At 70.4% G+C, this 21,264-nt stretch carries 16 protein-coding genes; 4 read left to right on the top strand and 12 right to left on the bottom strand.

From position 1 onward, the window contains the following. Position 1 precedes the first annotated feature (1 nt). Positions 2-1,165 carry an aspartyl/asparaginyl beta-hydroxylase domain-containing protein gene (locus ACIQ6S_RS02495; RefSeq protein ID WP_397606972.1) on the bottom strand — a complete coding sequence of 388 codons (1,164 nt, stop codon included), beginning with the start codon at positions 1,163-1,165 and terminating at the stop codon, positions 2-4. Between the two features lie 112 nt (positions 1,166-1,277). Here ACIQ6S_RS02495 and ACIQ6S_RS02490 point away from each other — a divergent pair, with 112 nt between their 5' ends. After that, positions 1,278-2,234, top strand: coding sequence for a class I SAM-dependent methyltransferase (locus tag ACIQ6S_RS02490; RefSeq protein ID WP_397606971.1), 957 nt, complete (start codon positions 1,278-1,280; stop codon positions 2,232-2,234). Further along, on the top strand, positions 2,231-3,757 hold the full coding sequence (locus ACIQ6S_RS02485) for a sulfotransferase (protein WP_397606970.1): 1,527 nt from the start codon (positions 2,231-2,233) through the stop codon (positions 3,755-3,757). Before ACIQ6S_RS02490 ends, ACIQ6S_RS02485 begins: the two co-directional genes overlap by 4 nt. A 15-nt stretch (positions 3,758-3,772) precedes the next feature. Here ACIQ6S_RS02485 and ACIQ6S_RS02480 read toward each other — a convergent pair whose 3' ends face one another. Both ACIQ6S_RS02480 and ACIQ6S_RS02475 read right to left on the bottom strand, forming a co-directional pair. After that, positions 3,773-5,602: a putative 2OG-Fe(II) oxygenase gene (locus ACIQ6S_RS02480; protein ID WP_397606969.1), complete on the bottom strand. Its 1,830-nt coding sequence runs from the start codon at positions 5,600-5,602 to the stop codon at positions 3,773-3,775. Between the two features lie 7 nt (positions 5,603-5,609). Then, positions 5,610-6,107, bottom strand: coding sequence for a hypothetical protein (locus tag ACIQ6S_RS02475; RefSeq protein WP_397606968.1), 498 nt, complete (start codon positions 6,105-6,107; stop codon positions 5,610-5,612). A 108-nt stretch (positions 6,108-6,215) separates the two neighbouring features. Between ACIQ6S_RS02475 and ACIQ6S_RS02470 the strand changes: the two genes are divergently transcribed. Beyond that, positions 6,216-7,739 carry a sulfotransferase gene (locus ACIQ6S_RS02470; protein ID WP_397606967.1) on the top strand — a complete coding sequence of 508 codons (1,524 nt, stop codon included), beginning with the start codon at positions 6,216-6,218 and terminating at the stop codon, positions 7,737-7,739. Between the two features lie 6 nt (positions 7,740-7,745). Here the strand turns inward: ACIQ6S_RS02470 and ACIQ6S_RS02465 are convergent, their stop codons facing one another. From ACIQ6S_RS02465 to ACIQ6S_RS02435, 7 genes are all read right to left on the bottom strand, one after another. Further along, the gene (locus ACIQ6S_RS02465) at positions 7,746-8,486 is read right to left on the bottom strand and encodes a pseudouridine synthase (RefSeq protein ID WP_397607047.1); all 741 of its coding nucleotides are present in this window, start codon (positions 8,484-8,486) and stop codon (positions 7,746-7,748) included. A gap of 11 nt (positions 8,487-8,497) precedes the next feature. Then, a complete protein-coding gene (locus ACIQ6S_RS02460; RefSeq protein WP_397606966.1) occupies positions 8,498-9,535 on the bottom strand; it encodes a class I SAM-dependent methyltransferase in 1,038 nt (345 codons plus the stop codon). A gap of 21 nt (positions 9,536-9,556) precedes the next feature. Then, positions 9,557-10,699 (bottom strand): GGDEF domain-containing protein, encoded by a 1,143-nt coding sequence (locus ACIQ6S_RS02455; protein ID WP_397606965.1) that lies wholly within the window; start codon positions 10,697-10,699, stop codon positions 9,557-9,559. Between the two features lie 7 nt (positions 10,700-10,706). Then, positions 10,707-11,843: a diguanylate cyclase gene (locus ACIQ6S_RS02450; protein WP_397606964.1), complete on the bottom strand. Its 1,137-nt coding sequence runs from the start codon at positions 11,841-11,843 to the stop codon at positions 10,707-10,709. A gap of 80 nt (positions 11,844-11,923) precedes the next feature. Continuing rightward, entirely contained in the window at positions 11,924-13,069 is a 1,146-nt protein-coding gene (locus ACIQ6S_RS02445) for a GGDEF domain-containing protein (protein ID WP_397606963.1), read from the bottom strand. Positions 13,070-13,094: 25 nt separating this feature from the next. Beyond that, on the bottom strand, positions 13,095-15,779 hold the full coding sequence (aceE, locus tag ACIQ6S_RS02440; protein WP_397606962.1) for a pyruvate dehydrogenase (acetyl-transferring), homodimeric type: 2,685 nt from the start codon (positions 15,777-15,779) through the stop codon (positions 13,095-13,097). 98 nt (positions 15,780-15,877) lie between these two features. Then, positions 15,878-16,297, bottom strand: a complete 420-nt coding sequence (locus ACIQ6S_RS02435) for a universal stress protein (RefSeq protein WP_397606961.1) — start codon at positions 16,295-16,297, stop codon at positions 15,878-15,880. Between the two features lie 196 nt (positions 16,298-16,493). Here ACIQ6S_RS02435 and ACIQ6S_RS02430 point away from each other — a divergent pair, with 196 nt between their 5' ends. Beyond that, positions 16,494-17,441, top strand: a complete 948-nt coding sequence (locus ACIQ6S_RS02430; protein WP_397606960.1) for a glycosyltransferase — start codon at positions 16,494-16,496, stop codon at positions 17,439-17,441. A 3-nt stretch (positions 17,442-17,444) separates the two neighbouring features. On the opposite strand, the gene ACIQ6S_RS02425 is transcribed toward ACIQ6S_RS02430, so the two are convergent. Both ACIQ6S_RS02425 and ACIQ6S_RS02420 read right to left on the bottom strand, forming a co-directional pair. Then, positions 17,445-18,431, bottom strand: a complete 987-nt coding sequence (locus tag ACIQ6S_RS02425) for a glycosyltransferase (protein ID WP_397606959.1) — start codon at positions 18,429-18,431, stop codon at positions 17,445-17,447. Positions 18,432-18,463: 32 nt separating this feature from the next. Next, positions 18,464-20,743: an NADP-dependent malic enzyme gene (locus ACIQ6S_RS02420; RefSeq protein WP_397606958.1), complete on the bottom strand. Its 2,280-nt coding sequence runs from the start codon at positions 20,741-20,743 to the stop codon at positions 18,464-18,466. Positions 20,744-21,264 lie beyond the last annotated feature (521 nt).

The raw sequence follows: 21,264 nt of genomic DNA, 5'->3' as shown, positions 1-21,264 counted from the left end.
ATTACTCCTGAAGGTGGAAGTCGCGCGTGGCGGCGCTGATCGCGCGCACCATTTCGCGCTCGTCGGGCGAGAGCAGCGGGTTCCAGACGTCGAAGATCAGCACCACGCGCAGTTCGTCGCTGTCGTTGCGTGCTTCGTGCTCGATGCTGTCGTCGAAGATCAACAGTTCGCCCACCGTCCATGGCGTGGTGTCGGCACCGACGCGATAGCGACAGTTCGGCGGAACGATCAGCGGCAGGTGCACCACCAAGCGGGCGTTGGTCTCGCCGTGGTGCGGCGGGATGTGCGTGTGCGGGGCCAGTGCCGAGAACATCGCGTTCGGGCACAGGCCGGCGATCTCGGCCATCTCGACTTCGGCCAGCGCGGCGGTGGTCGCCGGGCAGTCGCGCTGGTGCTCGGCCATCGGCGCGCCGTTCCGCCAGAGGAAATAGCTGCTCCAGCGCCGCGAGTGGTTCAAGGCTTCCCACTGGTTGACCGGGGTGCCGGGCGCGTACTGCACATAGGGGCGGAACTCGGCGTTGTCGCGGGCGTGGACGGCGCGGAACTCCTCGGTGATCGCCGGCGTCGCCGCCTCGATGGCGCGGGCCCACGGGAAACGCGCGCGGTCGAAGAACGTCAGCGCCGCGAGGCGCGGCACCTGCAGGCGGTTCGCCACCGACGGATAGGGCTTGGCACGCCCGGCCACCAGCGCGCCGGCCTCGTGCCAGCGCGCGGCCTCCTCGGGCTTGAGCCTCGATGCAGGCATCGACAGGCGGTCCTCGAGGAAGGTCTGCATCGCCTCGGCATAGCGGGCGACGACGCCCTTGCCGTGCGCGAGCGCGCCCTGCAGACCTGGCGGCCACTGCGGCTCGGGCGGGGCGGCCGCAATGGCGTTGCGATACAGCGGCGCCGACGCGCGCCACCCGGCGTTCCGCTCGGCGATCGCGGCCTTGGCCAGCAGTGCCGGCAGGAAGTACGGATCGATGGCCAGCGCCGCTTCGATGGCGCGCCCCTCGCCTTCCCTGTCGCCGGTCTCGCGTAGGGCATGGGCCACGCGCATCAGGATGCCGGGGTCGCGCGGTGCGGCACGGTGGGCCTGCTGCAGCAGGGCCAGCGCCTCGGACCAACGGCCCTGGCTGGCGGCGGCGTTCGCGGCCTGCAGGAGGGAATTCAGAGGCGGATTCACGCGGGTTCCGACGAGGGAAAACAGGGCGGGAAGCATAGCCTGCGCGGGCCGGGGCGCCTCGGCGGAGGAGCGCGCCTTTATACTCGCGCGTCGATCTTCGGAGCCTTTCGCCTTGAGCCTGGAACAGTGGGAAACCTATTACCGCGGTGGTGCCATCGCGACCGGCCCGGCCGGCCCTGACGGCCTCTACGACCAGGACGTCCGGCGCGCCTGGGTGGGTTTCTTCTCGACCTTGCCGATGGACGCCCGCCTGCTCGACATCGCGACGGGCAATGGCGTGGTGCCGCTGATCGCGCTCGATGTCGCGCGCTCGCGCGGCGCGCAGTGGGCCATCGAGGCCACCGACCTGGCCCGCATCGACCCGGTGCACCAGGTGCCGAACGGCGCCGAGCGATTCGCCGGCATCCGCTTCCACCCCGGCGTGGCGACCGAGAAACTGCCCTTCGAGGACGCCCGCTTCGACGCCGTCACCGGCCACTACGCCCTCGAATACAGCGACACCGCCGCCGCGCTCGCGCAGATCCACCGCGTGCTGAAGCCGGGCGGCGACGCGCAGTTCATCCTCCACCACGCGTCGTCGGAGTTGCTGCTCACCGCGCGCCGCTCGCTCGCCGACTGCGACCTCGTGCTGAAGCAGGTGCGCCTGTACCGCCGCGTGCATCGCCTCATCACGATGGAGAACGTCCCGGAAGCCCAGCTCAAGGCCGCCAGCGACGACCTCGTGGCAGGCATCCGCACCGTGCGCGAAGCCCACGCGACGGCGGAAACGCGGCAGCCGGGATCCGGGCGAGTGTTCGCGGTCGCCATCGACGCGGCGCAGAAGCTGCTGGCCTCGCGACGCACCCAGAAGCCGGCGCTGGTCGGGCTCGAGGTGGATCGCGCCGAAGAGGAACTGCGCGCCTCGTGGCGCCGCCTCAACGACCTCGTGGAACACGCGCTCGACGAAGCGGCGATCGCCCGCCTCGAACAGCAGGCGGCGACGCTGGGCTTCACCCTGATCGAGCGCCATCCGCTGCACCACGCCGGCAACCATCTCGTCGGCTGGCAGCTGGCGATGCATCGCCCGTGACGAACGGCGCGCCGGATCCGGGCGCCCTGCTGGCGCAGGCCGGCGCGGAACACCGGGCCGGACGCCGCAGCGCCGCGCGCGCCCTGATCGAGCAAGCCCTCGCCGTCGCACCGCGCTTCGGCGAGGCCTGGCGCGCGCTGGCCACGGTGCATGCCGAGGACGGCCGGCCTGAGGCGGCGGCGGCGGCCCTCGGCACCGCCCTCTCTTGCGGCGTCGCCCGCCCGCACGAGGCGCACCTGCAGCGCGCGGTGTGGTTCGCCGACGACCTCCGCCGCGACGGCGAGGCGCAGGCCGAACTCGAGGCGGCGCTGGCCTTGAAGCCGGACTACCTGCCGGCCCTGATGAACCTCGGCAACCTGCACGAGCAGCGCGGCGAGCGCGACGCCGCCCTCGCCTGCTATGCCCGGGCGCTGGACGATCCGCGCTTCGCCACGGTGCCGGAGGCCGCGCTGCGCCACGTGGCGCTGGCGCGCACCGCGGTGATGCGCCCGCCCACCACGCCCGACGACCCGCTGCTCGCGGCGCTGCGCACCGCCATCGAGACGACCGCACCGGATGCGCTCGAACGCGTGCACCTGCAATTCGCGCTGGGCCACGGCCTCGACCGGCTCGGCGAGGTCGACGCCGCCTTCGACGCCTTCGCCCGCGGCAACCGCAGCCTGCTGCGGCGCGAAGGCCGACGCTACGAGCCGCGGCGCGAGGCCGCGATGGTGGACGCGGTGGTCGCGGCCTTTCCGAAACCGACCGCGACGCCAGACGATGGCAGCGACGACAGCCGCCCCGTGCCGGTCTTCATCTGCGGCATGTTCCGCTCCGGCTCGACGTTGCTCGAGCAGGTGCTGTCCGGGCATCCCGACGTGGTGGCCGGCGGCGAGATCGACTGGCTGCCGCGGCTCGCTTTCGAACGGCTGGCGCCCTTCCCCGTCCGTGCGATCGGCCTCGACGAAGCGGACCTGCAGCGCCTCGCCGCGGAGTACCGCGCGCACGTGGAGGCGCTGTTCCCCGCTTCGCGCGGCGCGAGCGTGCTCACCGACAAGCGCCCCGACAACCACCTGCTGGTCGGGTTGATCAAGCGCCTGTTCCCGCGCGCGAAGATCCTGCACACCGTCCGCCATCCGATGGACAACGGCCTGTCGGTGTACATGCAGCACATGAACCTCGAGGTGACGCCGTATGCGAACGACCTCGGCGACATCGGGCACTACTACGGCCAGTACCGCCGGCTGATGGCGCACTGGGAGGCCTGCTTCCCCGGCGACCTGCTCGCGGTGCCCTACGAGGCGCTGGTGCGCGATGCCGAGACGACGGTGCGCGGCGTGCTGGGCTTCCTGGGCTTGGAATGGGACGCGCGCTGCCTCGCGTTCCACGAACGCCGCAACACGGTGAAGACCGCCAGCTACTGGCAGGTGCGGCGCCCGCTCTACGGCGACGCCGCGGGGCGTTGGCGCCGCTACCGGAAGCACCTCGGCGCGCTGGAGGCGGCGCTGCGCCAGGCCGGCGTGGACCTGCCCGACGAAGCCTGAGCCGCCTCGCCCCGATCAGGCCTTCGGCAGCATGTCGAAGGCAACCGTGATCCGCGGCGCCACGTCGTCAAACGGCACGGTGCCGTGCCACAGGTAGGACGGGAACAGCGCGAGATGACCCTCGCGCGGGTGGATGATGCGCCGCGGTGGCAGGTCGAGGCCGAGTTCCACCGGCGGCTGCCCCAGTTGCAGGGCGCCGGCGTCGCCGCCCGCCGCGACCGACGGCGGTAGCGCGACGTAGAAGGCCGAACTCATCCAGCCCTCGCTGTGGAAGTGGTTGGCATGCCGCCCCGACTGCCAGAGCTTCACCGACCACGAGCCGGTGTAGCGCACGCTGCGCGCGGCGCGCCGCAGGTACGGGTGCGTGTCGTCCTTCGGCAGCCGCGCGATGAAGCGCTCGATGGTCGCGGTGAGCGCGGCTTCCAAAGCGACGATGCGCGCGTCGGCGCGGCCGAACAGGCGACCGGGCGTCTGCGAGCCGCCACGCACGCTTTGCCGGACAGGCTCGTTGCGCGCCTGGTGCAGCACATCAAGGGCCTCGCGCAGCTCGGCGATGAAGGCCGGCATCGAAGCGAAGCCGCGCGGCACGTCCACCGGCATCAGCTCGACGAAGCGGTCGAAGCCGCACAGCCAGTCCTCGCGGGGGTCCTGCGTCAGCCGCCATGCCGTGGCGAGGTAGGCCCAGGTTTCCTGATGCTCCGGAGCGACCGCCAGCGCGGCCTCGGCGCGGCGAGCGGCCGCGGCCCATTCGCCGGCCGTGAGCAGGTGGCGCACGTAGGCGTTGGCGAAGTGCACATCGGTGCCGCCCAGCGCACGATCCGCTTCGGCATAAGCGCTCGCCGCCTCGTCGTATCGTCCGAGGGCCTGCAGTGCATTCGCCTGCATCGCCACCAGGGTGGGGTCGTCGGCCTCGCGGCGCAGGCGCTGGAGGCGCTCCAGGGCCTCGCCAGGCTGGCGGGTCTCGAGCAGCAGGCTGACCAGCGACAGCGCCAGTTCGCGCGTCTCGGGGCGTCGCGCGACGGCCTCGCGAAAGGGCGCCAAGGCGGAATCACGGCCGGCGTCCGGCCCGTACTCCCAGCGCAGCTCGGCGAGCGTGGTGTGGCCGCCGAAATGCTCGGGGTGATCGGCCACCAGCGATTCGGCGCGCTCGAAGGCGAGATCGAAGCGCAGCGCATCGATCAGGGCGCCCACTTCGGCCTCTCGCACGATGGGATCATTGGCACCGCAGGCCCGCGCCTGGGCATAGGCCTCGATCGCCGCGTCACTTCGTCCGCGCAGGCGCAGCACCCCGCCGAGATTGGCCCACAGCGCCGCGTTGCCCGGATCCAGCGCGATGGCATGGTGGAAAACCTCGTCGGCCTCGGCCAAGGCATCGGCCTCGCGCAGCGCATTGCCCAGCGCATGCCAAGCCCGAACGCTTTGCGGCGCGAGGCGCGTGGCCTCACGCAGGTGCGCGACGGCGGCGGTGGCATCGCCGGCCTCGAGCACGGCGAGCCCGGCTTCGAGACGCGCCGTGGCGTCACCGGGCAGCGCCCTTGCCATCCGTCGCCACACCGCGCCGGCCTCGGCGCGGCGACCGTATCGGCGGAGGCCGCGCCCGTAGTTGGCGAAGATGGCGGGCTGCGCGGGCGCCAAGGCCAGTGCCGCCTCGAAGGCCACGACCGCGGCGTCGATCTCGCCCGTGGCCAGCAAGGCCAAGGCGAGAAGGTGCTGAGCATCGGGAGTGTCCGCGGCGACACCGACCAGCGAACGGGCGATGCCGAGGGCGGCGACCGGCCGCCCTTCCGAGAGATGTTGGAAAGCGATGGTGGCCTGCTGCGCTTGCGCGCGGTCCAGCGCCCTCATCCGGCGATCAGCGGCCGCAGCGGCTCACGCCGTCCTGGCCGGGAATGCACATGTTGCGCTGGACTTCGCCGGCCATGCGGCTCGCCGCGCGGGCGCGGGATTCGCGCTCGGCGACGGTCAGGCACTCCACCGCGGCCACGCGCGAGCCGGTGACGGCCACGCGCTTGCAGATCTTCCGGTTCTTGTCATCGCTGCCGACGATGGCGGTGATCTTCTGCTGGGCGTTGAACAGCTCGATGCGATCCTCGTTCTCGAGGTCTTCCGGAGCGTCGTGGCCTTCCAGCAGGCGATGCATCGTGGCGTGCGCCGCCTCCAGCTCGCGGAGGTCGCGGCGCTTGATCGAACCGTATTCACCGCGACGGGCGAGCTGCAGCGAGAGATCGGCTTCTTCGAGGATCTCGCCGGCGCGCGTGGCGGGGGTTGCCGCAGCGTCCGACGCCAGCACGGGCGAGGACAGGAACACGGGGATCAGAAGCGCGGCCAGGGAGAGGGGGAGCAGACGCATGGGGGAGGTTCCGAGGAAAATCGAGCGTGGAGTGCAGCAGGTGTGAAGGCTCCGGGCAAGTGCCTCGAACCATTGCCGCGTGCGCTGCGTTGCCGCCACTCTTCACGGATGGATGCCCAGACCCAACGACAGCGCCATGAGGCGCGCCAGCTCAGCGATGCGGGGCGACTTGCCGAAGCCATCGCCGCCTTTCGCCATCTGCTGGCCCGCACGCCGCAGTGGCCGGAGGGCTGGTACGAGCTGGGTTGGCTGCTGCGGCGGCAGGGCGCGGCGGACGAGGCCCTCGCGGCCTACGCCGAGGCGCTGGCACAGGGTGTCGAGGCCCCGGAGGAAGTGCACCTCAACCGCGCGGTCATCCAGACCGACCTGCTGCACGACCATGCCGCGGCCGAAGCCTCGCTGCGGCAGGCCTTGGCGCTGGCGCCCGGCTACGCGCCGGCACGCCTCAATCTCGGGAACCTGCTCGAGGACCTCGGCCGAAATGACGAGGCCGAAGCGCAGTACCGGGCGCTGCTCGCACCGCCCGTCGCCAGCGGCGCTGCGGCGGACGCGCGGACGGAGGCCCTGGCCCGGCTGCTGACCCTGCCCGCGCTTCGCGCCACCGACGAGGCCCTGCTGGGCGAAGCCGCGGCGGCCGCGCGCTCAGGCGCGCCCATCGGACCGCTGACGCGGGCCAACCTGTGGTTCGCGATCGGCCGCGCGAAGGAAGCACGGCGCCACTACGACGACGCCTTCGAGGCCTTCGCCGAGGCCAACCGATTCGCCGCGGCCTCCGGGCCACCCTATTCGCCGGAAGGCATGGCGCGCGCGGTGGATGCGCTGGTCGCCAGCCTCGAGGCCCGGCCATCGTCCCAAGCCCCCGCACCGGCTGGGCCGCTGGAGCCGCTCTTCATCTGCGGCATGTTCCGCTCCGGCTCGACCCTCATCGAGCAGGTGCTGGCGGCGCATCCGCAGGTCGTGGCCGGCGGCGAGCGGCCGTTCTTCCCGCAGTTGGCCTCGCGACTGCCGGGGATGTACCCAGCGGCGTTGGCGGCGCTCGACCCCACCACGCTGCAGGCACTGGCCGCCGATTACCGGGCCCACGTCGCCCGGCTGGTGCCAGCATCGCGTGCGCAGGCCCGGTGGTTCACGGACAAGCGTCCCGACAACGTGCTGTTGCTCGACCTCGTGACGCGCGTGTTCCCCGGAGCGCGCATCGTGTTGACGCGCCGCAATCCGATCGATAACGGCCTCTCGGTGTTCCAGCAGCATCTCGACCAGCGGCAGGCGCCCTACGGCAGCGACCTGCGCGCCATTGGCCACTACAGCGCGCAGCTGCGGCGCTGGGAACACCATCTCGAAGCTGCCTTGGGCGACCGCCTGCGCGTGTTCGACTACGACGCCTTCGTGAACGACCCGGAGGGCGTGCTTCGACCGCTGCTCGCTTGGCTCGGTCTCGACTGGGAGCCGCGCTGCCTCGCTTTCCACGCGCAGCCTTCAAGCGTGAAGACGGCGAGCGTGCACCAGGTGCGCCGTCCGCTGTACGCCGACGCCTCCGGGCGCTGGCGGCCCTACGCGGCGCACCTGCGGCCTTTGATCGATGCGCTGCGCGAGGCCGGGATGGTCGATGCCAGCGGCCTCCCGTCGTCCTGACGAGGCCTAGGCGCCGAGGACGGCGCGCTCAGCCTCGCCGAGCATCCGCCATTCGCCCTCGGCGAGGCCCAGTGCGTCGAGCGTGAGCCCGCCGATCGCCTCGCGATGCAAGGTGGCCACGGCATTGCCGGTGGCCGCGAACATCCGCCGCACCTGGTGGTAGCGGCCCTCGTGCAGCGTGAGCCGCGCCTCGCGCGGGCCCAGCACTTCGAACTCCGCCGGCAGCAGCGGCTTGTGTTCGCCCTCCAGCATCAGGGTGCCAGCAGCGAACAGCGCGGCCTCGTTGCCGCGCAGGTCTTCGGCCAATGTGGCGCGATACACCTTGGGCTGGTGGTACTTCGGGCTGGTGAGGCGATGCAGCAACTGGCCGTCGTCGGTGAACAGCAGCAGTCCCGAGGTGTCCTTGTCGAGCCGGCCGACCGGCGAAACGATCGGATCGCGCGCCTTCCAGCGCGGCGGCAACAGGTCGTAGACGAGGCGGCCGGGGTCCTTCGTCGAACAGGTGACACCGACCGGCTTGTGCAGCACGGCGAGAAGGCCCGGCGGTGCATCCAGCGCGTCGCCATCGAAGCGGATGGCCGCGTGCGGCAGCCGATGCCCGCCGCGCGACGGCGCGCCTTCGCCGACTTCGTCATCCACGTACAGCGTTTCGCCTTCCGCACCGGTGACGCGACCTTCGGCGATCAGCGCTTCCACCTCGCGGCGCGTGCCGTAGCCGAGCGACTGCAGGTACTGCCGCAGCTTCACCGCCTTGCCGCTCACGGCTTGGGCTCCCACGCGCGGTAGACCTTGAAGCCGCCCTGTTCCGCAAGCAGCTCGCCGCGGCCGAACAGCGCGCGCAGCTCGTCCTCATAGGGCAGGTGGCGATTGGCGACCATAAGGAACTGGCCGTCGCGCTTCAGCGCGCGGGCGGCGGCGGCAATGAAGGCGCGGCCAAGCGCCGGCACGCTGCGTGCGCCGACGTGGAAGGGCGGATTGCTCACCACGGCGTCGAAGCGGCCGGGCACGCCCGCTGCCACGTCGTGCCAGTGGAAGTGCACCGGAACGCGCGCCTCGGCCAGATTCCGGCGAGCGAGTTCGAGCGCGCGGTCTTCGGCTTCGAACAAGTCGATCGACTGAACGCCTGGGCAGTGATCCAGCACCGCCATCGACAGCAGGCCAGTACCCGCGCCGAGGTCAGCCACGGCGCCGCGAAGCGTCGGCGGCAGGTGGTCGATGAGCAGCGCGGAGCCGCCATCGAGCCGCCCTTCGTTGAACACGCCCGGCCGCTGCCAGAGGCCCGTCGTGGCATCGCGACGCGGCGCATCGGCCGTCAGCCAGCGCTCGATGAACCCCTGCGTCGCTTCGGGCAGCACGGCCGGGCGCGGCACCGTCCAAAACGCCCGCCCATGCGCCTTGCTGATCTGCCCGGCCAGGGGCAGCAGCGTGGCAAGGTCCTTTTCGGCGCTGCGTGCACCTTCGTCATTGAGCGCGGCACCGGCGACCACGCCACCCACCGCCACGTCGCGCAGGGCGCGCGCCAGCAGGGCGCGGCCCTCCTCGCGCGAGCGCGGCAGCAGCACGATCACGGCCTCCGGTGGCGATGAGCCCTCCGGCGCTGTGTCCAAGCCTTCGGCCTGCAGCGCGGCACGTAGGGGCTGGAAGCTCTGTTCGACCCGCCAATGCAAGGTCGACGCGGTGCCCTGCGCCACGCCGGGAAGCGCACGCAGCACGTCGATACGCGCGGTGGGAGCGCAGGCCGCGAGCAGGCGCGGCAGGGCCGCGCGGAGCACGGCAAGAGGAGTCGATTCGGCCATAACGCCAGTGTAGCGGCGGGCTCAGGCCAGCACCGCGCGGCCCGCCTCGCTGTCCTTCGCGTGATAGAGGGCCGCTTCCGCCAAGCTGAAAAGCGTCCCGGGATCGGCATCGGAACGACCGAACGCGACGCCGACGTTCACGACGACCGCACGATCCGGCAAACGCGCCGCATCCGCCACGATGCGCTGGCCGGCCGCCTCAGCCCAACGAAGGGCTTCGTCACGGTCCCCGCAGGGCATCAGCACCGCCAACTCGCTGCCACCGATGCACGCCACGACGCTACCGGGAGGGGCTAGGCGGGCAAGGCTTTCAGCCATCTCGTGCAGCGCGATGTCGACGCCGGCGGACCGCGAGGCCCCTCGCGCGCCGAGCACGTCATCGAGGCCAACAAGGGCAAGCGCCACAGTCGTCGCCGAGCCTCGGGAGGCCGTGGCCGCCTCCATGAGCCGCCGCTGGAATTCTTGGCGATTGGGCAGGCCGGTCAGGGGGTCGTGCGTCGAGGCGTCGTTGATCCGCTGCCTCACACGACTCGCCGCGAGAAGGATCAGGCCCACGGTCATCAGCGTCAGCCCGGAGAGCAATCCAGCCTGGAATACCCAAATCACCGGAGCGGCGCCGTCGCCAGCCATGAACAGCAGGCCCGTGCCCTCCAGCAGCCCTTCCAAGGCCCGATAGCCGGTAGCCAGGAGTCCGAGCAACGCGCCGACACCGACGAACACCGGCCCAAGGACCCGCTCGGCGGCCGGCCGGTGGCGGACGGAAAGCGCGGTCGAGGCGAAGCAGGCGGCGGCGAACAGCGAGAGAAGGGCGATCCTCGCGGCATCGAAGCGCGGTGAGCCCACCAAGGCGAGCGAGCCCAGGTACACCCCGACGGCGGCCACTACGAAGGCTACGGGCAGCGTGCGCCCCTTTCCGAAGCGCGAGAACGCCGCGGCCATCGCGAGCATGAAGCCGACCCAGAAGAGGTTCTGCAGGGCGAAGCCCACGGCCGCGCCTTCCCAAGCGATGCGCGCAGAGGCAAGCGCCACGCAGGCCATGGCCAGCGACCACAGGCCGAAGCCCCGCGCGTCCTCGCCGAAGCCGCGGCGCAAAGCGATCGCCACCAGCGCGAGCAGCCCCGGCATCACCACCATGACTACGAAGAGGGTACGTTCGTCGAGCATCCCGGCCTCAAGCCAACACGACGCGATTCTTGCCGGAATCCTTGGCGTGGTAGAGCGCGGCATCGGCGAGGCGATACAGCGATTCGAGCGGAGTGCCCGCAGGGACCGCCGCCACGCCGATGCTGGCCGTCACCGCGATTCCGTCGGCCGCACGCAGTTCGGCTTCGATCACGGCGCGGAGTTGCTCCGCCCAAGCCTTCGCGCCCCCGGCGCCGGTCGCCGGCAAGAGCACCACGAACTCTTCGCCGCCGAGCCGGGCAACGACGTCGTTGGCTCGGGCTTGCCCCCCGATCAACCGGGCCAGCTGCACCAGGGCCTCGTCACCGGTTGCATGACCCAGCCGATCATTGAGGCGCTTGAAGGCATCGAGGTCGAGGAGCGCGAGCGCATGCGCCTCCGACTCCCCCGCCGGCAGCGCGAGCAGGTCGGGCGCACGCTCCTGGAAACCGCGGCGGTTCAGCACGCCGGTCAAGGCATCGGTGCTCGCCAGGCGGCCGAGCCGCACCCTGACGCGATCCGCGGCACCCATGATCAGGCCCAGCGAAACCAGCGTCAGGCAAATGAGCATGCCGAGCAGGAAGATCGAGGCGATGCTCGTCCCGTCCATGAGGAAGGCGGACTGCACGTCGAGGATGGGCATGGCGATCGCCCGGAAGAGCGAGACCAGGATTCCAAGCGCAAAGCCGAGCGCGATGAGCGGGGTCCCACGAGGCCGCGCCGGCGCCGGGAGCCTGGCCAGCGCGCGGATGCCGCCGGCCGCACAAGCGATGAAGAGAGCGCTCACCAGCAGGATGCGCCAGACGTCCGCCCGTGGGCTGCCCTGCAGGGTGATGGCGACGAGGAACACCGGAGCTGCAGCCGCCAGCCAGAGCCAGGATCGCGAGCCTGCCGAGGCGAAGTGACGAACAGCCATCGTCATGATCGCCATCGATGCGAACCAGCACGCAAGACCGAAAGCGACGGACCACACCTGCCCGAAAATCGAGACGACGGCAGACGCGATCGCGAGCAGGGCGAGGGACAGCGCCTGGTGTCCGAGGCCCCGGGCGTCCTCGCCGAGTCCCGTGCGAAGGCTTCCGCAGACCAGCGCGAGCAGCCCCGGGATCAAGGCGAGCACGAAGAAGAGGGTCCGTTCGTCGAGCAAACCAATCTCCGGATCAGGGACGCGACCAAAGTGCCAAGGTATCGCTTCCGCCGACGCATGCCATGCTGCGCCGCATCGATTCAGCAGGAAACGCAGTTCTTGCCGCTGGCCTTCGCCCGGTAGAGCGCTTCATCGGCACGACGGTAAAGCGCGGGGAATTCGGCCGGACCGCGCGCGACCACCAAACCGATGCTCGCCGTCAGTCCGCTTGGCGCGGAGGCGAGACCGGCCAGCTCGGCCGCGATGGCGAGACGCAGGCGTTCGGCGAACCGCCTCGCCCCATCGGCGTCGGTGAGTGGCATCAGCACCACGAGTTCTTCGCCGCCGAAACGGGCCACCACGTCCTCGGCCCGCGACTCCGCGAGCAGACGGGCCCCGACCCGGGCGATGGCGTGGTCGCCCAAGGTGTGTCCGCCTTCGTCGTTGAGCCGGCGGAAGTCATCGAGGTCGATCACGGCCAGCGCGACCGGGGCGTCGCGCCGCGCCGACAGCGCAAGCAGCGGGTCGGCGAGTTCGTGGAAGCCGCGACGGTTCAGCAGCCCGCTGAGCGGATCGCGCGAGGCCATGCTGTGGAGGTCGCGACGCACTCGCTCGGTGGAAAGCAGGATGAAGGCGACGGTGATGCACGTCAGCGCCAGCATGGTGGAGACCAGAAGCACCGGTACGACCAGCCCGCCGACGAGGAAGCGCACGGCGTCTGCCCCTTCGAACAGCACGGTCGCCGCGCGCCAGCTCTGCACCAGGGCGAGCATCGCCAGTCCCACCGCCATCAGCAGGGGGCCAAGACCGGCCAAGCGCGGATGCGCCCGCAACAAGGCGTGCAGGCCCACGACCAAGCAGGCCACGTGCAACGACGCGAGGACCACCAGCCGAAACTCCGCCCATCCGGCCAGCACGGTGGCCATCGCGGCAAGGGCATAGGTGCAGAGCGCGATGGCGGCGAACGCCCGCTCCCGGCCCGGAAAGCCAAAGAAGCGTCGGATGGCGATGGCGGTGAGCACCATCGACGGGACCCACAGCGCGTTCTGCACGAGGATGGCTTCCGTGCTCTGCGAGAAGCCCGCGGCCAGCAGGGCGGCCGGGGCGGCCACGCAGACCAGCGAGGCCGTCCAAGTGCCGAGGCCGCGCGCCTTGTCGCCAAGACCGAGGCGCAGCGACAGCGCCACCACGGCGAGCAGGCCCTGCAACAGGGCCAGCACGAACAGCAGGGTCGGCTGGTCGAGCATCGGCCTTCCCCCTCGCCTTCGACCGTCAGACGCCGATCGGGTTGGCCTTCTCGGCGTCGATGTTGAACACCTTGATCGCGCGGGCCACGTCCTTGGCGTTCATCTTGCCCTCGGCCGCGAGCGCGGCGACGGCGGCGTGCGCGATGTAGTAGCGGTCGACCTCGAAGTGGCGACGCAGGTTGGCGCGCGTATCCGAGCGGCCGAAGCCGTCGGTGCCGAGCACCGTGTACTTCATCGGCACGAAGGCGCGGATCTGGTCGGCGAACTGGCGCACGTAGTCAGTGGCGGCGATGGCCGGGCCCTGGCGGCCTTCCAGCAACTCGGTGACGTAGGCCTTGCGCGGCGTCTTCGCTTCCGGGTGCAGGCGGTTCCAACGTTCGGCGTCGAAGCCGTCGCGACGCAGCTCGGTGAAGCTCGGGCAGCTCCAGATGTCGGACGACACGCCGAACTCCTTGTCGAGCAGCTCCGCCGCGAAGATCGCTTCGCGCAGGATCGTGCCCGAGCCCATCAGCTGCACGCGCAGCTCGCCCTTCTTCGGCTTGCCGGCATCCTTCAGCAGGTACATGCCCTTGATGATCCCTTCCGCGGCGCCTTCCGGCATCTCCGGGTGGGTGTAGTTCTCGTTCATCAGGGTCAGGTAGTAATACTCGTCCACCTGCTCCGCCATCATCCGCTGCATGCCGTACTGCAGCACCACGGCCACTTCGTAGGCGAAGGTCGGGTCGTAGGGGCGGCAGTTCGGGATGTTGCCGGCCAGCAGCTGCGAGTGGCCGTCTTCGTGCTGCAGGCCTTCGCCGTTCAGCGTGGTACGGCCGGCGGTGGCGCCAAGCAGGAAGCCGCGGGCGCGCATGTCGGCGGCCTGCCAGGCCGAGTCACCGATGCGCTGGAAGCCGAACATCGAGTAGAAGATGTAGAACGGCAGCATCGGCACGTTGTTGGTGCTGTAGCTGGTGGCCGCGGCCATCCAGCTCGAGAAGCTGCCCGCCTCGTTGATGCCTTCCTGCAGTACCTGGCCGGCGGTGTCCTCGCGATAGAACATCAGCTGGTCGGCGTCGACCGGCTTGTACTTCTGGCCGAACGGCGAGTAGATGCCGATCTGGCGGAACAGGCCTTCCATGCCGAAGGTGCGCGCCTCGTCGCAGATGATCGGCACCGTGCGCGGGCCGATCGCCTTGTCGCGCAGGATTACGTTCAGCGCCTGCACGAAGGCCATCGTCGTGCTGATCTCGCGGTCGCCGCTGTCCTTCAGCAGGCGGTCGAACACCGCCAGCTCCGGCACCGGCAGCGATTCGCTGGCCTTGGCGCGGCGCTGCGGCAGCGAGCCGCCGAGCGCGGCGCGACGCTCCTTCAGGTACTTCACTTCCGGCGCGTCGGGGCCCGGGTGGTAGAAGGGCACCGACGGCAGCTGCTCGTCGCTGACCGGGATGTTGAAGCGGTCGCGGAAGGCCTTCACCGCCGCGTCGTCCAGCTTCTTCTGCTGGTGGGTGATGTTGATCGACTCACCGGCCTTGCCCATGCCGTAGCCCTTCACCGTCTTGGCGAGGATCACGGTGGGCTGGCCCTTGTGCGCCGTGGCGGTGGCATAGGCGGCATAGACCTTGTGCGGGTCGTGGCCGCCGCGATTGAGGCGCCAGATGTCCTCGTCGGAGAGCGAGGCGACCATCTGCTTGGTCTCCTCGTACTTGCCGAAGAAATGCTCGCGCGTGTACGCGCCGCCGAAGGCCTTGCAGTTCTGGTACTCGCCGTCGACCGTTTCCATCATCAGCTTCTTGAGGACGCCGTTGGTGTCCTTGGCGAGGAGCGGATCCCAGTAGCTGCCCCAGACCACCTTGAGCGCATTCCAGCCGGCGCCACGGAAGACGCCTTCCAGCTCCTGGATGATCTTGCCGTTGCCGCGCACCGGGCCGTCGAGACGCTGCAGGTTGCAGTTGATGACGAACACGAGGTTGTCGAGGCCCTCGCGGCCGGCCAGCGAGATCGCACCGAGGCTCTCGGGCTCGTCGCACTCGCCATCGCCCATGAAGCACCACACCTTGCGGTCGCTCACCGGCATCAGGCCGCGGGCTTCGAGGTACTTCCAGAAGCGCGCCTGATAAATCGCCGCGATCGGGCCGAGGCCCATCGAGACGGTGGGCGTCTGCCAGAAATCGGGCATCAGCCACGGGTGCGGGTAGCTCGAGATGCCCTTGCCGTCGACTTCCATGCGGAAGTTGTTGAGCTGGTCTTCCGTCAGGCGGTCCTCGAGGAAGGCGCGGGCGTAGACGCCCGGCGAGCTGTGGCCCTGGATGAACAGCAGGTCGCCCGGATGCGATTCGTTCGGCGCGCGCCAGAAATGGTTGAAGCCGACGTCGTAGAGCGTGGCGGCCGAGGCGAAGCTGGCGATGTGGCCGCCGAGCTCGCCGGGCTTACGGTTGGCGCGCACGACCATCGCCAGCGCGTTCCAGCGAATCAGCGAACGGAGCTTCCACTCCATCTGCGCATCGCCGGGCATCTTGGCTTCGAGATGCGCCGGGATGGTGTTGATGTATTCCGTCGTCGGCACGAAAGGCAGGTGCGCACCGGCGCGGCGCGTCAACTCCACCATCCGCTCGAGGATGTGGTGCGCGCGCTCCGGACCATCCGCATCGATGACCGCCTTGATCGACTCCAGCCACTCCTGGGTCTCGGTGGGGTCGATGTCGTTCGCCAAAACGTCCTGCAGCCAGTTCATGCCTTCCCGCTCCGCGTGGAAACTAGAGCTGGAAGTCTAACAGTGGCCGGCGCGACGCCGGCGGGGCTGCATACGAATACGCGGGCGTACGGCAGGCGTCAGCGCACCACGAGCACGGGCGTGCGGCAGCCCGCGAGCACCTTGCTGACCGTGCTGCCGAGCAGCAGGCCGGCCAGAGCGCCGTGGCCGTGCGATCCCATCACGACCGCGTCGTATCCGCCGGCTTCCGCCTCCTCGGCCACCAGGCTTCCCGGATGCCCCACCTTCACGACTTCCCGAGCCGTGCGCCCCGCCGCCGCCAGTCGCCCGCGCGCTTCACGGAGCGCGTCGTCATGTTCATGGGCGTACTGCGCCGCCACGATCTCGGCACCCACGGCGGCCGCGGCGCGCGGCGGCAGCGGCTGTGCAACATGGATCAGCGTGAGCGCCGCCTGCCCGAACATGGCGGGCCGGGCGAGCACGTAGTCGAGGGCTTTGGTGCCAAAGGCGCTGCCGTCGACAGCGATCAGGACGTTCATGGGGGGCTCCTCGTCATTCGAATCGGTGGGCGCCAGCGTGCACCCGGGCGAAGGGCGGCCCTTTGCCTTCGATCAATTCCGGAGCGGCGTGCCGGGAAAGTCGTGCCCGTGGGGTTTTCCCCGAGGCTGGACGGCGTGCGCGACGGGGGCGTTCCGGCGATCATGGCCGCACCCCAGCCGCTCCCCGCCCATCCACGTGCCCTCCCCGCTCGTTTCCGTCGCGCTGTGCACCTGCAACGGCGAGGCCTACATCGAAGCCCAGCTGGCCTCGGTACTCGCGCAGACCCACCGCGCGCTGGAGCTGGTGGTAGTCGACGACGCCTCTACCGATCGCACGGTGGAGATCCTGGCGGAGGCCGCACGACGCGATGAACGCATCCGCGTCCACCGGAACCCGCAAAGACTGGGCGTCAATGCCAATTTCGAGCGGGCGTTCTCCCTGTGTCGCGGTGACTTCATCGCCCCCTGCGACCAGGACGACGTGTGGTCCGCGAAGAAGCTGGAATCACTGCTCGCGGCCATCGGCGACGCCGATCTCGCCTATGGCGATTCCGCCGTCGTCGATTCGACGGGCCGCCCCACCGGAAACACTCTCGGCGGGCAGCGGCGCATGGTGCGGGGCCGCGGCAATGTCGCCCTCGCTTTCGAGAACAGCGTGTCCGGCCATGCCGCGCTGTTCCGGAACACCCTCCTTCCGCAGGCCCTGCCCTTCCCCGAAGGCGTCTGGTACGACGGCTGGCTGGCCTTCGCCGCATCACAGCGCGCGGGCGTGGTCTACGTCGACGAAGTGATGGTGGATTTCCGCCGCCACGCCGACGCCCAGACCCGCATCGGCCATGCCCCGCGCGGCGGCGCTCCGGACCGACACCAGCGTCGCGCCCGCGAGGCCCAGCAATGGCTGTCCACCTGCTCGGCGGCACTCGACGCCGCAGCGGCGCGTCCATGGCCCTGCCGGGAGGCGGCCGGCGCGCTGTCGAGCGCCTTGGCCAACACCACCAGCGGGCGGAGGGCCACTCCGCTATGGCGAGCCCTGCTGCGTTACCGGCAGGCGCTTTATGGCGACGGGCCGATGGCCGCGCTGCGCGCCCTGCGGCTCAGCGCCCGGATCCTCAGCCGCATCCGACGGGCCCGTTCGCAGACCTGAGCGTCAGAGCTTCAGGAATCGTCGGGGCACGGCGAGCTTCAGCAGGCGCTCGAAGGATTTCCGTCGCAAGCCGGGATGGCGGAATCCCGCCACGATGTGCGGCCACCAGTCGCGCTTCCGGCCCTCCAGCATCGCGCGGCGGGCATTGGCCTCGATGCGGTACATCGCGGCGAGCTGCAGCCCCAGTGCGCGCCGAGGCTCCGGCACGGCCGCCGTGCGGGCGCAGCGCTCGGCGTCGTCGGCGATCTCGGCGTACATCCGCAGCGTGCGCTCGTAGCGCTGGCGCTTGGCGTCAGGCCCACCCCCGTGGGCGAACACCCAGCCATGCAGGTTCCCGGCGTGGATGCGGTAATCGAGCCAGGGCTCGTCGAGGCAGTGCACATCGCCGAACAAGGCCGCGCGCAGCGTGATCATGTTGTCCTCGACCATGCCTTGCAGCGGCGGCAGGTCATCGAGGACGAAGCGGCGCATCGCCATCGACGCCCCGAGCAGGCAGACGAAACTGCCGCGTTCGAGCAGCCAACGCTGGTCGGCACGGCGGAACCCGGGGTCGCGGGTCCGGCGCGCGATGACCGCACCTGCGGCATCGATCTCGTCGACCGTGGTGCCGACGAGGGCGACGTCGGGATGGGCGTCGAAGAAGGCCAGCGCGCGGGCGACACGATCGGGATGGGAGCGGTCGTCGCCGGCCTGGAACAGCAGGATGGCCCCGGTGGCCTCGGCCGCAACCACGTTGATGTGGGCGCAAAGGCCTAGGTTGGTCGCGTTGCGGCGGACCACGAGACGATGCGGTCCGCGGTACTCGCGGGCATAGGCCTCGGCGATGGCGAAACCGTCATCCGGCGCCGGCGAGGCATCGTCGGAGACGATGATCTCGCAGGGCACCGTCTGGGCCACCGCGCTGTCGAGCGCCTCGCGGATCGTCGCGCCCATCCGGTAGGCCAGCAGCAGGATGGTCGCCCGTGGCGACGTTGCGACGGGCGCGACCACGGTGACGCCTTCCCCACCCACGCCGGGCGTGCTCAGACCGCGCGTTCGGCGCGGATCAGCGCGTCCACCGCCGCCACCGCCGTCATGTTGACGATGCGGCGGATGGTGGCCGAGGGCGTCAGCACGTGGGCCGACTTCGAGAGCCCCATCAGGATCGGGCCGAGGCCGACACCGTCGGTCATCGCGCGGGTGATGTTGTAGGCCGCGTTCGCCGCGTCGATGTTGGCGAACACCAGCAGGTTGGCCCGGCCCTTCAGGCGCGAATTCGGGAACACGCGCTCGCGGAGCTCCTCGTTGAAGGCGAGGTCGGCGTGCATCTCGCCTTCCACTTCGAGCTTGGGCTCGCGCTCGTGGAGGAGCGCCAGCGCATCGCGCAGCTTCTGCGCGCTCGGCGCCTCGGAGCTGCCGAAGTTCGAGTGCCCCACCAGCGCCACCTTGGGCGCCACGCCGAACAGGCGCAGGCGGAAGGCCGCCTGCTGCACGCAGTCGGCGATCTGCTCGGCGCTCGGATCGACCTGCACATGCGTATCGGCGAAGAAGAACACGCCCTTGTCGTTGAGCACGGCCGAGAGCGCGGAGAGGCCCTTGCTGCCGTCATCGAGGCCCAGCACTTCGCGCACGTAGCGCAGCTTCCGCGCGTAGCGGCCGACGATGCCGCAGAGCATCGCGTCGGCCTCGCCTCGGCGGACCATCAGCGCAGCGATCACCGTGTCGCGGCCGCGCACGATGGCCTTGGCCGCCGAGGGCGTGACGCCCTTGCGCTGCATGATCTGGTGGTACAGCTGCCAGTACTCGTTGAAGCGCGGGTCGTCGTCGATGTTGGTGATCTGCACGTCGACGCCGGGGCGGATGCGCAGGCCAAGGCGCTGGATGCGGCGCTCGATGACGGCCGGACGGCCGACGAGGATCGGGAAGGCCAGGCCTTCGTCGACCACCGTCTGCACGGCGCGCAGCACGTTCTCCTCCTCGCCTTCCGCGTACACGACGCGTTGGCGGTTCACGCGGGCGCGGTCGAACACCGGCTTCATCATCAGGCCGGTGCGGAACACCCACTGGCTCAGGCGGTCGCGGTACTGGGCGATGTCGACCGGGCGCGTCGCCACGCCGGAGCGCATCGCCGCCTCGGCCACGGCCGGGGCCAGCGAGACCAGCAGGCGCGGGTCGAAGGGCCGCGGGATCAGCGATTCGGCGCCGAACTGCACCGGCTCCCCGCCGTAGGCGCTGCCGAGGTCGGTGGCCTCGCGGCGGGCCAGCTCGGCGATAGCGATGACGCAGGCCCGCTTCATCTCCTCGTTGATCGTCGTGGCGCCAACGTCGAGCGCGCCACGGAAGATGTACGGGAAGCAGAGCGCGTTGTTGACCTGGTTCGGGTAGTCGCTGCGGCCGGTGGCGATGATCGCGTCCGGGCGCGCGGCCTTGGCGTCGGCCGGATGGATCTCGGGATTGGGGTTGGCCAGCGCGAAGATGATCGGGCGCGGCCCCATCGTGGCCACCATCTCCGGCTTCAGCACGCCGCCGGCCGAGAGGCCGAGGAAGATGTCGGCGCCGTTGACGATCTCGGCAAGGCTGCGGAACGGCGTCTCGCGCGCGTACCGCACCGTGCCCTCGTTGAGGTCGGTGCGGCCGGTGTGGAGAACGCCGTCCTTGTCGACGACGAGGATGTTCTCGCGGCGCATGCCGAGGGAGACGAGCATGTCGAGGCAGGCGATGCCGGCCGCACCCGCGCCGCTGACCGCCAGCTTCACTTCGTGGATCTGCTTGCCGACGACGTGCAGGGCGTTGGTCATCGCCGCGCCGACGATGATCGCCGTGCCGTGCTGGTCGTCGTGGAAGACCGGGATGTTCATCCGCTCGCGGAGCTTGCGCTCGACGATGAAGCACTCCGGCGCTTTGATGTCCTCGAGGTTGATGCCGCCGAAGGTGGGCTCCAGCGAGGCGATGATTTCGACGAGCTTGTCGGGGTCCTTCTCGGCCACTTCGAGGTCGAAGACGTCGATGCCGGCGAACTTCTGGAACAGCACGCCCTTGCCTTCCATCACCGGCTTGCCGGCCAGCGGGCCGATGTCGCCCAGGCCCAGCACGGCCGTGCCATTGGAGATCACGCCGACGAGATTGCCGCGCGCCGTGTAGTCGCTGGCCGTGGCCGGGTCGGCGACGATCGCCTCGCAGGCCGCGGCGACGCCGGGCGAATAGGCGAGGGAAAGATCGCGCTGGGTGACCAGCGCCTTGGTCGGCATGACCTTGATCTTCCCGGCCGGGGCCTGGCGGTGGTAGTCGAGGGCGGCCTGTTTGAACGCATCGTGTTCGGACATCACTGGGGTCTTTCGAAGGCGAATCCGCATTCTAGCCACGCCTTCGTGACGGCAGCGGACGGCGGCGTATGGGCCTTGGCGGCTCATCGCAAGGCCAGCACCGGTGCCGCGGTTCGCGGCTGGCCCGCCCCGTCACCGGCATGGCAAGCGTGCCGGCGGTCCGGCCGAAGGGGGCTTCCTGCCCCTCGGCCGGATCGCGCATCCCTGCGCGACCCTCCGGGCTTTCGCCTCAATCACGCGCCGGGGCTCCTTATCCGCCGCGAACCGCGGCACCGGTGCTGGCTTTCGTTGGCCGCGGCGAGTCGGCGTTGCGCATCACCGAAGCGATGCGGCGATACCCGCCAATGCGACGGAGTGGCGACCTGCGATATGGCTGCGCCACGGCCGGGGGCGGGAGAGCGAGGCGAATAAGGAGCCCCGGCCGGATCACCAGGCGAAAGCCCGGAGGGCGGTGCAGGGATGCGCCGCCGCTCGAGGTACATGGACGTACCCTTCGAGCGGGCCGCCGGGCAGATCGTGCA

Source organism: Silanimonas sp., assembly GCF_044377035.1.
In the GTDB taxonomy this organism is placed as follows: domain Bacteria; phylum Pseudomonadota; class Gammaproteobacteria; order Xanthomonadales; family Xanthomonadaceae; genus Silanimonas.
The sequence above is the reverse complement of the archived record's forward strand: the minus strand, read 5'-3'. Positions and strand labels throughout refer to the sequence as shown.